This is a genomic window from Shewanella amazonensis SB2B (assembly GCF_000015245.1).
In the GTDB taxonomy this organism is placed as follows: Bacteria; Pseudomonadota; Gammaproteobacteria; order Enterobacterales; family Shewanellaceae; genus Shewanella; species Shewanella amazonensis.
Genome location: NC_008700.1, coordinates 3,394,965 through 3,407,992 on the forward strand (window position 1 = coordinate 3,394,965; position 13,028 = coordinate 3,407,992).

Annotated in this window: 15 protein-coding genes; 2 read left to right on the forward strand and 13 right to left on the reverse strand. The window is 54.5% G+C overall.

Going from position 1 to position 13,028, the window contains the following annotated elements; all coding sequences use genetic code 11:
• The first annotated feature begins 12 nt into the window (after positions 1–12).
• Positions 13–597: a TetR/AcrR family transcriptional regulator gene (locus SAMA_RS14915; RefSeq protein ID WP_011760964.1), complete on the forward strand. Its 585-nt coding sequence runs from the start codon at positions 13–15 to the stop codon at positions 595–597.
• A 118-nt stretch (positions 598–715) separates the two neighbouring features.
• Here the strand turns inward: SAMA_RS14915 and SAMA_RS14920 are convergent, their stop codons facing one another.
• The 11 genes from SAMA_RS14920 to SAMA_RS14965 all read right to left on the reverse strand — a co-directional run bounded on the left by SAMA_RS14920 (position 716) and on the right by SAMA_RS14965 (position 10,616).
• Positions 716–1,501 (reverse strand): CsgG/HfaB family protein, encoded by a 786-nt coding sequence (locus SAMA_RS14920; RefSeq protein ID WP_011760965.1) that lies wholly within the window; start codon positions 1,499–1,501, stop codon positions 716–718.
• On the reverse strand, positions 1,498–1,887 hold the full coding sequence (locus tag SAMA_RS14925) for a curli assembly protein CsgF (protein WP_011760966.1): 390 nt from the start codon (positions 1,885–1,887) through the stop codon (positions 1,498–1,500). Before SAMA_RS14925 ends, SAMA_RS14920 begins: the two co-directional genes overlap by 4 nt.
• 2 nt (positions 1,888–1,889) lie before the next feature.
• Positions 1,890–2,258, reverse strand: coding sequence for a curli production assembly/transport protein CsgE (locus SAMA_RS14930; RefSeq protein ID WP_049757930.1), 369 nt, complete (start codon positions 2,256–2,258; stop codon positions 1,890–1,892).
• Between the two features lie 208 nt (positions 2,259–2,466).
• The gene (locus SAMA_RS14935; protein WP_011760968.1) at positions 2,467–3,780 is read right to left on the reverse strand and encodes a sensor histidine kinase; all 1,314 of its coding nucleotides are present in this window, start codon (positions 3,778–3,780) and stop codon (positions 2,467–2,469) included.
• A gap of 4 nt (positions 3,781–3,784) precedes the next feature.
• Positions 3,785–5,212, reverse strand: coding sequence for a sigma-54-dependent transcriptional regulator (locus SAMA_RS14940; RefSeq protein WP_041409895.1), 1,428 nt, complete (start codon positions 5,210–5,212; stop codon positions 3,785–3,787).
• A gap of 79 nt (positions 5,213–5,291) precedes the next feature.
• The gene (locus SAMA_RS14945) at positions 5,292–6,509 is read right to left on the reverse strand and encodes an ABC transporter permease (protein ID WP_011760970.1); all 1,218 of its coding nucleotides are present in this window, start codon (positions 6,507–6,509) and stop codon (positions 5,292–5,294) included.
• Positions 6,510–6,518: 9 nt separating this feature from the next.
• The gene (locus SAMA_RS14950) at positions 6,519–7,826 is read right to left on the reverse strand and encodes an ABC transporter permease (RefSeq protein ID WP_011760971.1); all 1,308 of its coding nucleotides are present in this window, start codon (positions 7,824–7,826) and stop codon (positions 6,519–6,521) included.
• Between the two features lie 9 nt (positions 7,827–7,835).
• The gene (locus SAMA_RS14955) at positions 7,836–8,528 is read right to left on the reverse strand and encodes an ABC transporter ATP-binding protein (protein WP_011760972.1); all 693 of its coding nucleotides are present in this window, start codon (positions 8,526–8,528) and stop codon (positions 7,836–7,838) included.
• Between the two features lie 45 nt (positions 8,529–8,573).
• Positions 8,574–8,711, reverse strand: a complete 138-nt coding sequence (locus SAMA_RS19620) for a hypothetical protein (RefSeq protein WP_157608342.1) — start codon at positions 8,709–8,711, stop codon at positions 8,574–8,576.
• Positions 8,695–9,951, reverse strand: a complete 1,257-nt coding sequence (locus SAMA_RS14960; protein ID WP_011760973.1) for an efflux RND transporter periplasmic adaptor subunit — start codon at positions 9,949–9,951, stop codon at positions 8,695–8,697. The genes SAMA_RS19620 and SAMA_RS14960 overlap by 17 nt, the downstream gene beginning before the upstream one ends.
• Before the next feature lie 281 nt (positions 9,952–10,232).
• On the reverse strand, positions 10,233–10,616 hold the full coding sequence (locus SAMA_RS14965) for an MAPEG family protein (RefSeq protein WP_011760974.1): 384 nt from the start codon (positions 10,614–10,616) through the stop codon (positions 10,233–10,235).
• A gap of 98 nt (positions 10,617–10,714) precedes the next feature.
• Between SAMA_RS14965 and SAMA_RS14970 the strand changes: the two genes are divergently transcribed.
• On the forward strand, positions 10,715–11,383 hold the full coding sequence (locus SAMA_RS14970; RefSeq protein ID WP_011760975.1) for an esterase/lipase family protein: 669 nt from the start codon (positions 10,715–10,717) through the stop codon (positions 11,381–11,383).
• Positions 11,384–11,413: 30 nt separating this feature from the next.
• On the opposite strand, the gene SAMA_RS19210 is transcribed toward SAMA_RS14970, so the two are convergent.
• Positions 11,414–11,860, reverse strand: a complete 447-nt coding sequence (locus SAMA_RS19210) for an energy transducer TonB (RefSeq protein ID WP_011760976.1) — start codon at positions 11,858–11,860, stop codon at positions 11,414–11,416.
• A gap of 167 nt (positions 11,861–12,027) precedes the next feature.
• Positions 12,028–12,849 (reverse strand): cobalamin-binding protein, encoded by an 822-nt coding sequence (locus SAMA_RS14980; protein ID WP_408640225.1) that lies wholly within the window; start codon positions 12,847–12,849, stop codon positions 12,028–12,030.
• Positions 12,850–13,028: the final 179 nt, after the last annotated feature.

The following is a 13,028-nucleotide window of genomic DNA, read 5'->3' on the forward strand; positions in this document are numbered from 1 at the left end:
GGGCCAAAGCGGATGGCGATTTTACAAAAGGGCACAGACAAGCGTGGCCAGATTTTGTCGGCGGCGCTGCATCTTTTCAATGGTCAGGGATTTCACGGCACCTCCACCGCCAGTATTGCCAAGGCGGCAGGGGTAGCCACAGGTACCCTGTTTCATCACTTTCCCAGCAAAGAAGCCCTGCTGGAGACCCTGTTTTTAACGGTAAAGCAGGAGTTTGCCGACAGCCTTGCGGCCATGGCAATTTTGGAAGGCTCTCTCGAAGACAGGGCCAGGCAACTTTGGTTTGGCGCCATCGACTGGGCGCTTGAAAACCCTGATAAACAGCAGTTTTTTCAGCAATTTTCCATGTCGGTGGAAATCCCTTTATCGCTTCGTGAGCAAGCCATGCAGGGTATCCTCGGCTTTATCGGCGTGATGATAGCCGAGGGGCAGCAGTCAGGAGTGCTTTCGCGGTTACCGCTGCCACTGATGCTGGAAAATTGCCATGGCCAGTATCTGGCCGCGACCCGCTTTTTTTTGGATCATCCCGAACTGGGTAATGACGCGGAACACAAAGAAGCGAGTTTTCGCCTCTTCTGGCACGCTATGGCGCTGTAGTTCGCAGCCACTTGATAGCGTCGACAGTGCCAACTCTCGAAGGTACTGATGTATGCGTTAAATGAAAAAGCCGCTAAGTCAGCGGCTTTTTCTTTGGCATTGCAAGAGACTGGCTATGTCAGTCTTCAGCCAACTGCTGGCTGCCCGGGGCTGACTGAGACGCGGACCAGTAACCCTGTGCCACGCCCTTCTCAATCATCTCGGCAACGGCCACTTCAATGGCTTGCTGCACACAAAACTGCACCGGCTCATTGGTGGTAAAACCGACTTCAGCCTCGGCGAGACGGTTCAAACTGGTAAAGCGGAACAACCCGGCGCGCATCTCCTGCGACATCACCCGCTTGGTGGTATTCACCGACATCAGCACCTTCCCCGTGTGCACATCCACGGCCCGCAGATAAATGGTCACCTGATCTTCACGGTACAGCTCAGAGGCGCCAATGCCGTAGTATTCAACACCAATACCGCCGGTATTGGTGTTGGTCTCGTAACTGATAATGCCACCTTCAAGCAACAATCTGGCATTAGCCATCACCGGCAGCTCGGCAGATTTCTTTTGCTTATTGATGAACTTGCGCTCGGTCAACAGGTTTTGCAGCCCCTCACGCTCCACCGGGGTAAACCAGCCCGAGTCCAGCAGGGTTTGCACCAACATAGAGGTCGCGCCCTGGGTCACGGCGGTGGAGAAGGAACTCACATTCGCCTGGGGCTTATATTGCCCAGTCTGATCACGGAACGAATACACCGCCACAGGGATGGGGTATTTGGGGCCCGGTTTTGCCTTCAGGGTTTCCATGGTCTGACTCAGGGGATTGACCTGCGCCTCGGTAATATTGAGGTCAGGTTTCGGGATAAGGCTGCAGCCACCCAGAGAAAGCAGCGCCACCGCAATCAACGCTCTCATGGATTACCTCCATACACTGGCATCTCAATTACTGTGACTTCACCTGTCAGCTGGTTGGTAATGGTCAGCACCACACCGCTGCCATTGGAGGCTACCTCGATACGGTAGTCACCCGTGTCATACACTCCGTCAGTAATGTCACCATCGGCCACCTTGCGGGTGATGGAGTTGATAATATTGCGCTCCAGCGACTCCTTGAAACGGGTCACAAAGTCCTTTTCACTGGAAGGAGACTGGTTGTCGTTCTGGCTCTGTGCCTTGTTCAGCAAAAACGAGCCATTGAGTGGCGAACCACCGAAACTGGGGTTGATGGGGGTGTAAACCAGCTCTGTTGCCTGGGCCGTGCCCATCAGGGCCAGCGCCGCCGCAAATAACGTCCTTTTCATTTTCAATCCTGTGTGCTGATGGCGAGATCGGCGCCCTCACCCAGCAGGGCATTGGCCCTCACCTGGGCCAGATAATCCACTGTAATGAGTACCGCTTGCTCGGCTTTGTCCTTGATTGAGCTGGCCCTGCGGCCAAAGTGTGTGCTGTAAATCTTTTGGCCGTTGATCTCCATAATCAGCAGGGTACCGGCCTGGGGAAAAACGGTTTCGGTCAGGGTCACGTTAAAGCCCTGGGTAAAGGGCAATTCACGCCAATAGGAGGAATAGTAAAAGCTGAACTCCTTGCCAAAGCGGGTCAGGGTTCGGTCGATAACCAGACCGCTGATCTCCACGTCATCGTCCATCGCCCGCGCCTCACAGGCGCAAACCATAGACAACGAAAGCAACAAGGCTGCCCATAATGCCTGCTTCAAGATGCCTCTCCCCTGGCCAAATATTCCTTGATACACTTCACACAAACAGCCAGCAATGTATCAGGACAGCCACGGGAAGGTCATCAAAAAAGATTAATATTTACAGTAAATTAGCTCGAAGGTATAGGCGGTGATTTTCAGGATAATACTTTTCTACTAGAAGGGGTTATGGCAGGAATAACTGTACCTGAAGACCGCCACCACTGCGGTTTTGCAGGCTGATGCGACCATCGTGTGCTTCGATGATTTCCCGGCACAGTGCCAGTCCAAGTCCAGTCCCCTGTTGTTTGGTCGAGTAGAAAGGCAATAATGCCTGTGACAAGACCTCAGGCGACATCCCGGGGCCCCTGTCGTTGACCTCAATCAGCACCCCGGATTCACCCGATTGCTGACGACGGACAGACAGACTCACGTCACCGGGAGCGGAGCCGCTCTCATGGGCATTTTTAAGAAGATTGATAAGTACCTGCTGCAGCTGTATTTCATCCGCCCAAACCGGCTCAGCAGGCAGCCCCCCCTCGATGTTGAACGCCAACTGCAGCTGGAGCTCGCGACATAAAGCGCCAATATCGACTGCGGCCTTGATAGGCCGAGGCAGCCGGGCAAAGCGGGCGTAGCCTTCGATAAACTGTCCCAGATGCTCGGTGCGTTTGTCTATGGTATCGAAAATCAGGTTAAGCCTTGGCTCTTCCAGACGCCCTGCCAGCACCCGGCCCGAATTAACCATGGAGCGCATGGGCGCGAGCGAGTTGTTCAGTTCATGGCTTATCACCCGGATCACTTTTTTCCACACCGCCACTTCCTGACGGTTCAGCTCACGGGTCATCTGCTTGAGCAATATCAGTTGATGTTCAAGACCATTCAGGTGAAAGCGGCCACGACTGAGGTGCCAGGTGTCGGTTTCGCCGTCCCGCTCCAGTGCAAACAAGCCATCGCTGCCCTCAAGCAGCATGCGGGCCATGGCCTCATCCAACTGCCCGGCCAGTGCAGAAATTGTCATACCGGTCAGCGGTTTGCCATCCACAAGAGCATGACGCGCCGAGTCGTTGGCATAAATGATATGGCCGCTGCCATCGAGCAGCAGCATCAGGTTGGGGGAGTTCTGGATCACCTTATCCAGCAGCAGTTCCCGCTGGTAAATATGCTGACGCTCACGGCGCAGCTCACCGGACGCGCGGTTAAAAAGTTCGGCTAAGCGCCTGAATTCCGGGTCTTTACTCTGGGGTAAGGACACACTGAAATCATTGTCGATGAGATTGAGCAACCCAAGCTCCATGGCTTTGATGGCATCATCAACCGGACGGGTAAGCCAGGTGGTGAGCAGCAAGGACATCAAAGCGCCCATGACCAGTGCCAGCAAAGGCAACGCAGATTGCCACTCACCACCGAGCCAATAGGCCAGGGTGCCGCCGATAAGCCAGCTCACCAGTACCACCAGCAGGAGCCTGTTTCTGAGGCTTGGAATAAAACCTGTCCCCATGGGCTTATCCTTCGGCCTTGGAGGACTTCACCTCAATGCCGAACTTCTCCATGCGGCGATACAGCGCCTGACGGCTGAGTCCAAAGGATTTGGCCACCCTGGCAATCACCCCATTGTGGGCGGTAATGGCGGCCTCTATCTCGCTTCGGTTTGGCGCTGTGTTAACCGGTTCTGACTCGGGAAGAAGAGTGTTAAAGGGCTCGTTATGATGCGCCTCATTCGAAGAAATCCCGGACTGATTTACCGCGGGTTGCGGCGTTTGTGTCGGCATCAAACCAAAATCCACCGCACTCAGCATCTCGCCTCTGGCCAGGATATCCGCCCGCTTACAGGCGTTCTCCAACTCACGCACATTGCCCGGCCAGGAATGGGCCAGCAGCGCCGCCTTGGCAGAGGCATCCAATGCCCGTCCCCGGGTAAAGTGTTGCACCAGGGGCAGCACATCATCGCGACGCTCGCACAGGGGCGGCAATGCCAGCTCCACCACGTTCAGGCGGTAGAAAAGATCTTCACGAAAGCGCCCAGTCTGAATATCCTGACGCAAATCGGCATTGGTGGCGCTGAGCACCCTGACCTTACATTTACGGGTCTGGTGGCTGCCAAGGCGTTCAAATTCTCCGGTTTGCAGCACCCGCAGCAATTTCACCTGGCCGCTCAAAGGCAGATTGCCAATCTCGTCCAAAAACAGGGTGCCACCATTGGCGGCTTCAAAGCGGCCGATACGGGACTTGGTGGCGCCGGTAAAGGCGCCAGCCTCGGCGCCAAAGAGTTCGGCCTCCATCAGCTCCATGGGCAAGGCGCCCACATTCACCTTGATAAAGGGTTTGTCTTTTAATGGCGAATTGGCATGGAGAATGTCGGCCAGGCGATCTTTACCTGCGCCGTTGGGACCAGTGATCAGCACGGATACGTCCGATTTGGCCAGTTGCAGCGCCAGATCCACGCAACGCTCCATGGCCGTGCTGCCAAACACCAGGCCACAGAGGTTTGCCTCGTGAATAACCGCGGTGCGCTCGGCCTTCTGGCGCTTCAGTTCGCCGTTTTCCCGTGACAGTTTGTGCAGCGAAATCAGGTTGCCAATGCTGGTGAGCAACTTGGCATCGTCCCAGGGCTTACCCAAATAATCGGCGGCACCGGCTTTCATCAGCTCCACGGCCATTTCAAGCTCGGTCCAGGCAGTCAGAAGTATGATGGGGATCCCCGGACGACACTCACGCAGAGCATGAAACAGTTCCCGGCCTTCCTCACCGCTGGTGGTATCGCGGGTGAAATTCATGTCCTGGATCACCAGCGAAAACTCGTGCTTCTCAATGGCATCGAGCGCCATTTCAGGACTCTGCACGCAATGGCTTTTGTAACCGTTCAGTTCAAGCATCAGTGAAAGTGCCTGGCAAACATCCAGATTGTCGTCGACGATTAATATCTTATCCATTTGATTCATCTTGGTTAATTCAGCCACTACACGATAACGTAAGGGCCCGCCATTTGCGAGCCCTCGATGGGTTACACCATTAGACACTGCGGGTGGCAATAGAGGGGGAAATCGCCGCCGCGCGTCTGGCGGGAATAATCACCGCTATGGTCGTCACCACAAACAGCAGCGCCACGGTCACGGCGGGATATTGCCATGCAAGGGCATCCAGGCTGAAGAAGTCCATCAACTGACGGCTGAGTTCAAAGGCCAGCAGCGAGCCAACCAATGCCCCAACGCCAAGCAGCAAATAGTTTTCAGTGAGAAACCATCCCAGAATATTGCCGCGGGTTGCACCCAACGCCCTGCGGGTACCGATTTGGCGGGTACGGCGCTCGATATTGAACATCACCATACCCGATAGGCCCAGTGCCGTGATCACCAGCAGCAGGATTATCATACAACTAAGCACAAAGACCATCATGGCATGGCTGGCATAATTCTGTTCCCGGTTTTCGGCTATGGTGCTGAAGCCGCGGATAACCCGGCGCGGCTCGTCCTTGAGCAAGGCCGCTTTAATGGTTTCCTTGAGCTGCGGGATATCCGCCGCCTCGGACCTGATCATATAACCTGCGTTGGGAGAACGACCGTTGAAATCAATGTTCATGATGACACTGTTTTCCAGATTCCTGTCATCGACCCAGGCTCCATGGAGACGCTCCACCACTCCCACCACGGTAATGGGCTCGTCATCCCCCTGATAAACGACCTTACCAATAGGGGACTCTTCCCCCCAAAACGCCTTGGCCAGAGGCTGGCTGAGGATAGCTTCACGCTGGATGCTTTTGTCTTCAAACCCACTGAGTACCTGCCCCTTGTGGAAGGTGCGTCCCTCCACCAACCTGAGCCCCAGGGCATTGACCAACTCTTCATCACTCAGATAAAACGCAAACTGAGGTAGCGATTTGGCATTTTTAGGATCCGGGCCATCAACAAAACGATCGCTCCACCCGGAACCGCTCAGAGGCACCATATTGATCGGGGCTGCGGACTTTATCCCCGGCAGGTTACGCAGGATCTCCAAATCCCGCTCATCCCTGGCAAAAAGATCCATCTCCTCACCAAAATTGAACACGGAAAACTCAAAGGACTCTGATTCTGTGATACCTGAAGGTCTGGCCATCAGATCCACGCGCTGCTGGATGATAAATGCGGCGTTGGCCACTATGGCAACCGACAGTATTATCTGTGCCAGCAACAACAAGGGACCACTGCGGCTTCGCAGCATGGCACTGAGTATGGGTTTGATAGCTGTCATAGCCGCTCCTTATTGGCTCTTGAGGTAAATACTGGGCTTGGTCTTGCAAATTACCCAGGCAGGATACATGCCAGCCAACATGGCCGACGCAATGGCGATAGAGGGGGCGATGATCCAGATACTGGCATCCAGATTGGACATGGCTTCTTCGAGGAAAAAGCGCTTGGCCAGATATTGCAGAGCTACCCAGGCCCACAAGAGGCCAAAGACGCCGCCGATGGCTCCAATACAACCCACCTCCACCAGATGCTGGGCGAAGATTTGCCGCTTGCTGGCACCGATGGCGCGGCGTACCCCGATTTCTGGGGCCCGTTTAAGAAATTTGCTCAGCATCAGGCCGAGGATATTGACCAGACACACCAACAAAAACAACAGGCTAAGACCAATGAGGATCTTGTTGTCTTCGGGCACCACATGGTGGAAATCCAGCAATTCGGCCACATCCAAGGTACGGGCCCAAGCATCTCTGGTGTTATCGGTAAAACGCCCCAGTTGCTGTTGGGTGTCGACATGGGCATCCAGATACTCCTGATAGGCCTTTCTCTGCTCGGCACCATCCACCTCTACCCAGAACTGCAACCAGGCTTTTTCTGATGCCATCCTGTCCTGGTAAGTCAGCATGGTTTCAAATTTCCAGCCGTTGGTATTACCCCATACCTCAAACTCTTCTATCGGTGTCAACGAGAAAGGCACAAACAGCAACTCTGCTTCCTGCATGCTGCCGGTGGTGAGATCGTAATATCTGGGCTTGGGTGACCAATCATCCGTGACCCCAACGATGCGATAGGGCTTGGTGTTCAGGTAAAGTGTTTCACCCACACTGTTGCGACCATCAAATAGCTTGTCGTTAAGCTCTTTGCCAATCACCACCAGATACTCAGGCACTTCATCCACCTCCTTATCCCACACGCTGCCATACAGAAAGGGCACAGAAAACAAGGCGAAAAAGTCGCTGTCGGTCACCCGAATAGACTGCATTTCGGCCTCAATATCCGGATTGTCCGTGGTGACAGCCTTACCGGTACGGAACATGGCCGCCTGGCGCACTGGCAAGGTGCCATGTCTGAGTTGCATCACATCCTGATAAGTGAGAATGGCACTGTAGTCCCGCCAGGTATCCTGTCCCTGACTCCAGAGTTGAACGCCAAGCAAGTTATCGCTGCGTTCACCGGCAGGATTGGTACTCATCACCTGATGGACGTTGAGGGTCATGATGGTGATGCCAATACCAATGGAGATGGCAAACACCATCAGCAGCGACATCATGGGTGTTTTACGAATCGAGCGCCAGGCGAGATCCAAATAGTGACTGAACATGGCGCCCCCTTATCCGTTAACCACGGCGCGGCTGGTGAGGAAATCACACACCTGGCCATCGACTATCTGGATGTTGCGCTCAGCGCGGCGGGCCAGCTCACCATCGTGGGTCACCATGATGATGGTGGTACCCTGGCGATTAATGTCTTCCAAAAGCTCCATCACCTGACGGGCCATCAGTGAATCGAGGTTACCCGTCGGCTCATCCGCCAGCAAAAAACGGGGCTCGCCTGCCAGCGCGCGGGCGATGGCCACCCGTTGCTGCTGACCACCGGACAACTGGGATGGCAGGTGTTTTTGTCGTGCGGCGAGCCCCACCTGGGACAGGGCCTGCTCCACTCGGCGCTTGCGCTCGCTGCTGCCAAAACCACGGTAACGCAGGGGCAGCTCCACGTTTTCGGCCAGGTTTAAATCCGGAATAAGGTTAAAGCCCTGAAAAATAAAACCGATTTTCTGATTTCGCACCCTGGCTGCCGCACTGTCACTGAGGTTGGCCACGTTCTCACCATCGAGCCAGTATTCACCGCCGGAGGCATTTTCCAGCAAGCCGGCAATATTCAAAAAAGTGGTTTTTCCCGAGCCTGAAGGTCCGGTTACGGCCACAAACTCCCCTTCGGCCACCTCCAGGTTAAAGTCCCGCAGCGCATGGGTCTCCACCAGGTCTGTACGGAACAATTTATTGATATTCTTCATGGTTAACATGGTTCGCTTCCTTACTTGTTAATCTGTTTTTATTGGTTTGCCGCATCAGCGCAGCAACATCAGTCCCAGCGCAGGGTTGGTGGCAAGCCACTGTGAGGCCATGGCAAGGGCCAACATCAGCAGTGCAATCATCCAACCGAGGCGTCTTTGTTTCATTTCAGATGGCTCAATAGAGGCTGACATGTTCGGCCTGCTTCATCTTGTCACTGCCGGAGATAATCCACTCATCACCGGCCTCTCCACCTTCAAGCACCTGCACGTGGCTGACGCTGCGGGCGCCAAGCTTGATGGGGGTGCGGCTGGCGATATCGCCTTTGATACAATAGACATGGTTACCGCCGTCACTGACGAAACTGCCACGGCGCACCATCAGTACATTTTCTAAATTTTCCAGAAGGATACGGGCGCTGAGCCGCTGGTTTTGTCTGAGTTTTAGCCCATCAACGTTATCAAAACGTACCCGTGTGAGTACTTCGCCTCGGCTCACCTCGGGTGAGATGGAAGCCAGGGTTCCTGTGGTTTTCACCCCGCCCAAGTCCAACTCCACCGCCATGCCGAGCCCCAGCTCGTCGGCATAGGATTCAGACACGGCCAGCTCGGCTTCAAAGGCACTCAGGTCCACCACAGTCAGGATCGCCTGACCGCGGCTTAAGCGGGCTTTTTGTTCGGTAAGCCAGTTGCCGATAATGCCATCCACCGGCGCAGTAACCTCCAGAGCCGCCACCTGACGACGCAGGTCATCCACCACCAGCTGTTGCCGTTTGAGCTCCAATGCCTTGTTTTTAAGCTCGAATGCCTGGGTGTCGGCCATCAGCGCCACTTCCTGTTCGGCGTGGTCAAAGCGCAGCTGGGCTTTTTTGTAGTCGTCTTTTACCTTTTCAAAATCGATACGGCTGATGAGTTCTTTGGCGATAAGCAGATCGCCGCGGCGACTTTCACGCTCGGCGGCTTCGAGTTCAACCCGGGCGGTGTCCAGTACCTGACGGGCACTGAGCTGCTCACGGCGGGCGCTTAAGGTGGCGCGCTCAACTTCCCCCTCCAGCCCGGCCAGACGTGCCTGTTCCTGCGCCAGCGCGTTGGTGAGCAAGGGGCTGTCGATGGTAGCCAGTGCCTGGCCCACGGACACAGTGTCACCGGGTTTTGCCAACAGGGTTACCATGCCTTCGGCACTGGCATACATGATGGGCGCATTGGCGGCCACGATTTTACCGTTGGAGACAATGTCGCGCACCAAAGTGCCGCGGGTGATGGTCGCGGTCACCATATCACTGCGTTTAACTGAGTGTCCGGCAGAAATGCCGCTGTTGCCCATGGCCCAAGCAGCCGCGATGGCAAACAGCGCCACCCCGCCTGCAATCCATCCGATACGACGGTACTTGTTTGGGGCCACAATTCTGTCCTGTCCGCTGGTATCCCTGATCATGCCTTGTCCTTCACCGGTGTGTCCGGTCCTGGGTAATGAAACGTAAGATGCTGGGAGTAAAACAAATAGCGTGCCAGAATTTATTTTTCTTTTATTTCAATAAAATAACAAAATCACATTTTACAACGAGTGTCCGCGGACAATGCAAAGTGTCCGCTTTTAGCGGGCCTGTGTCCGCGCCATGGAGGCCGTGTCCGGTCAAAAAAACAGAGCCCGGATAAACATGTTTATCCGGGCTCCATCACAGCTTAACGGTAAGAGTTGTTGGCGGGATGCCTGATTCAGAACGCCTGGGCAAACAGCGTGAAGCAGCTAATCATACTCACAAACCACAGGCTGGAGCGCAGCTTGTCCTTGTCGTACAAATACGCGAGATGATAGCCCACCCGGGCAATCACATGCACCACAGCGGCCACCTCGGCAGTGCCATTGACCTTATCTGTGGCTATCACCACCAGAGCCGCTAGGCCGAAAATCAACAAAGATTCGAAGGCGTTTTGATGGCCGGCCAGCGCTCTGGCGCCAAAGCCCTCGAGTCTCGCCTGCTGGCTGCGGGGATGGTGGTTGTCGTAGCCACCCATTTTGGCCATGGCCACGGCAACAGGCCCCTTGGCCAGGTAAGGCAGTAACATGGAAATCAATAAACACACGAGCAAGGTTGTCATGTAAGCTCCCGCTTAAAATATGAAGAAGGTTTAATTTGTCATCGATGATTTAGCCAGCTAAAAACAAAGGCTTCAAGGGAATATTCAGGAGTCGGGCCATGCATGCCATCTTCGTCCATGGATTGGGTCGAACCCCGGTATCCGGGTTTCCGATGCTCGCCACCTTAAGACGGGCAGGTATTCGCTGCCAGACCCTCGGCTATCTGGCCGCCGTTGAGCCCGTGGATGCGATTGTCAGGCGCCTTGGTAAACACTTAGCCCGGCTGCCTGCCGATGAGCCCTATGTTCTCATAGGTCATTCTCTGGGTGGGGTTATCATCCGCACTCTGCTGAGTACTTCACCGCCACCATCCCAGTTGCCCGCTCATGTCTTTTTGCTCGGCTCACCGGTGCAACCGGCAAGGCTTGCCATAAAGCTTAAAACCAATCCGCTGTTTCGATTATTCAGTGGCGATGCCGGACAACTACTTGGCAGCGCGCCGCGCATGGCCGCCATAGACGAGCCCACCTCACTCGGCATTCCCTGCACTGTTATCAAAGGCACAGGGGGGATGCCCACCGGCACCAAGGGCCGTAAACTGCCGCCCTTTTACGGCGAAGAAAACGACGGCGTGGTTGCGGTATCGGAAGTGACAGCACCCTGGCAGTACAATAATCCCCTGTGTGAGCGGGTTTCACTGCCATTGCCCCACACTCTGCTGCCATCAAGCCCTGCCGTGGGAAGGGTGATCGTAGCGCTGCTGCGAAGCAAAGGCCTGATAACTTGAGGCTAATCAATCAACTATTGAAAAATCCACTCAAGATTGAACAAATGCTTCGCACTGCTTTCGAAAATCTGCTTTGTTTTTTGCGTCCTTAATTTCCAAAGTCAGACCCACTATCTGTATCGCAGGAACTCGTTCGAGGTTTTCTTTTGTGGGTTCCCAACGCCATTTTTTAAGGGCTGCCAGCACTGAAGGCACAAACACCTCACCGGGATATGAGTGGATAACTTTATAGCCATCAATCTTGCCATGGGTATTGATGTTTACCGATAAGGTGACACAACCAGAGAGCGACTTCTTGGCTGCACTGATGGGAAACGCTGGAACGGGGCTATAATTTTCAGTCCAATATGATATTGGTTTATCTGAATTTTCCTGGTTGGTGAGATCCAGGTAATCTTGTTTGTCAGCCGAATTATCTGTTGCCTGACAACCTGCCAATACCAGTAATACAAAAGCGAAATAAACCATACCGCGCATAGTGTTACGTCCCTGTCATATGAATGAAATATCTTAACAGGCCGAAAAGTAACAACATAAAAACAAAGTTGCAACCTACGCTTTCATTAGAGGCGCAGCACTATTACTGCACCTCGACTGTAATCACGGCGACAATGCTACCAAGCACATTCCCTCTCTCGGGCTGTTTACTGACGGGCCTTATCCAACGCCTGACAGAGCGCCTGTACACCATCAATGGCCCTTGGGCCTGCACGGTGCAGCAAATCGGCATCCAGGGCATAGATGTGGCCCTTGGCGACTGCGGGTACCTCTGGCCATTGCTGCCAGTCAATGCCGTTGATATTGCCCTCATCCTGGCTGCGTAAAATCACCTCGGGCTTTTTCAAAAGAACGGTTTCGATACTGACCTGAGGGTAGTCACCCTGGGTGTCCAGAAACACATTTTCACCATGGCAGGTTTGAATGATTTGCTCAATCCAGCTGCCTTTGCCGACCGTCATCAAAGGTTGTGACCAGAGCTGATAGAACAGCCTTACTTTGGGCTTGGCGGCATACTCCTGGCGCAAAGCGCCGAGCCGGGCCAGATAGTCATCGGCCACTTGCTGCGCCTGCGTCTCCCTGCCGGTTAATTTGCCCAGGGCAATAAGCTCCTGCCCCACCTGCTCCAGCGTCCTGGGATTGCTGTGAAACAGGGTAAAGCCAAACTTCTTCAGCATCTCCAGGTCTTCGGCGCGGTTGCCCCCTTCCCAGGTCACAATCAAATCCGGTTTAAGTGCCAGCACCTGCTCCATCTGGATACCGTAATAGCCGCCGATGCGGGGGATCGCTTTGGCGGCCTCGGGATAGTCGGCATGATCTGTGGTGGCAAGGATGGCATCACCGGCCCCAATGGCGTAGAGCATTTCCACCGAATGGGGAGAAAGCGCAATGATGCGCTCGGCGCGCCCCGCTTCCGCCCGGGCAAGCGGAGGAGTCAGTGCCAGCAACACTATAAAATACGACAGAATTTTCAACGGCTTCTCCAATTTTCATCTTCCTTGGGCTTGGCCCAGCACTATAGCCCAAAGCCCACAGGTGGCATAGTCTGCCAAAGATTGATGCCATTGAGGCAGGGATAATTCCCTTCCCGCCTTGCCCTTTGAGACCGCGATACTTAAAATCTGCCCACCCTCACAGCAGAAGAACA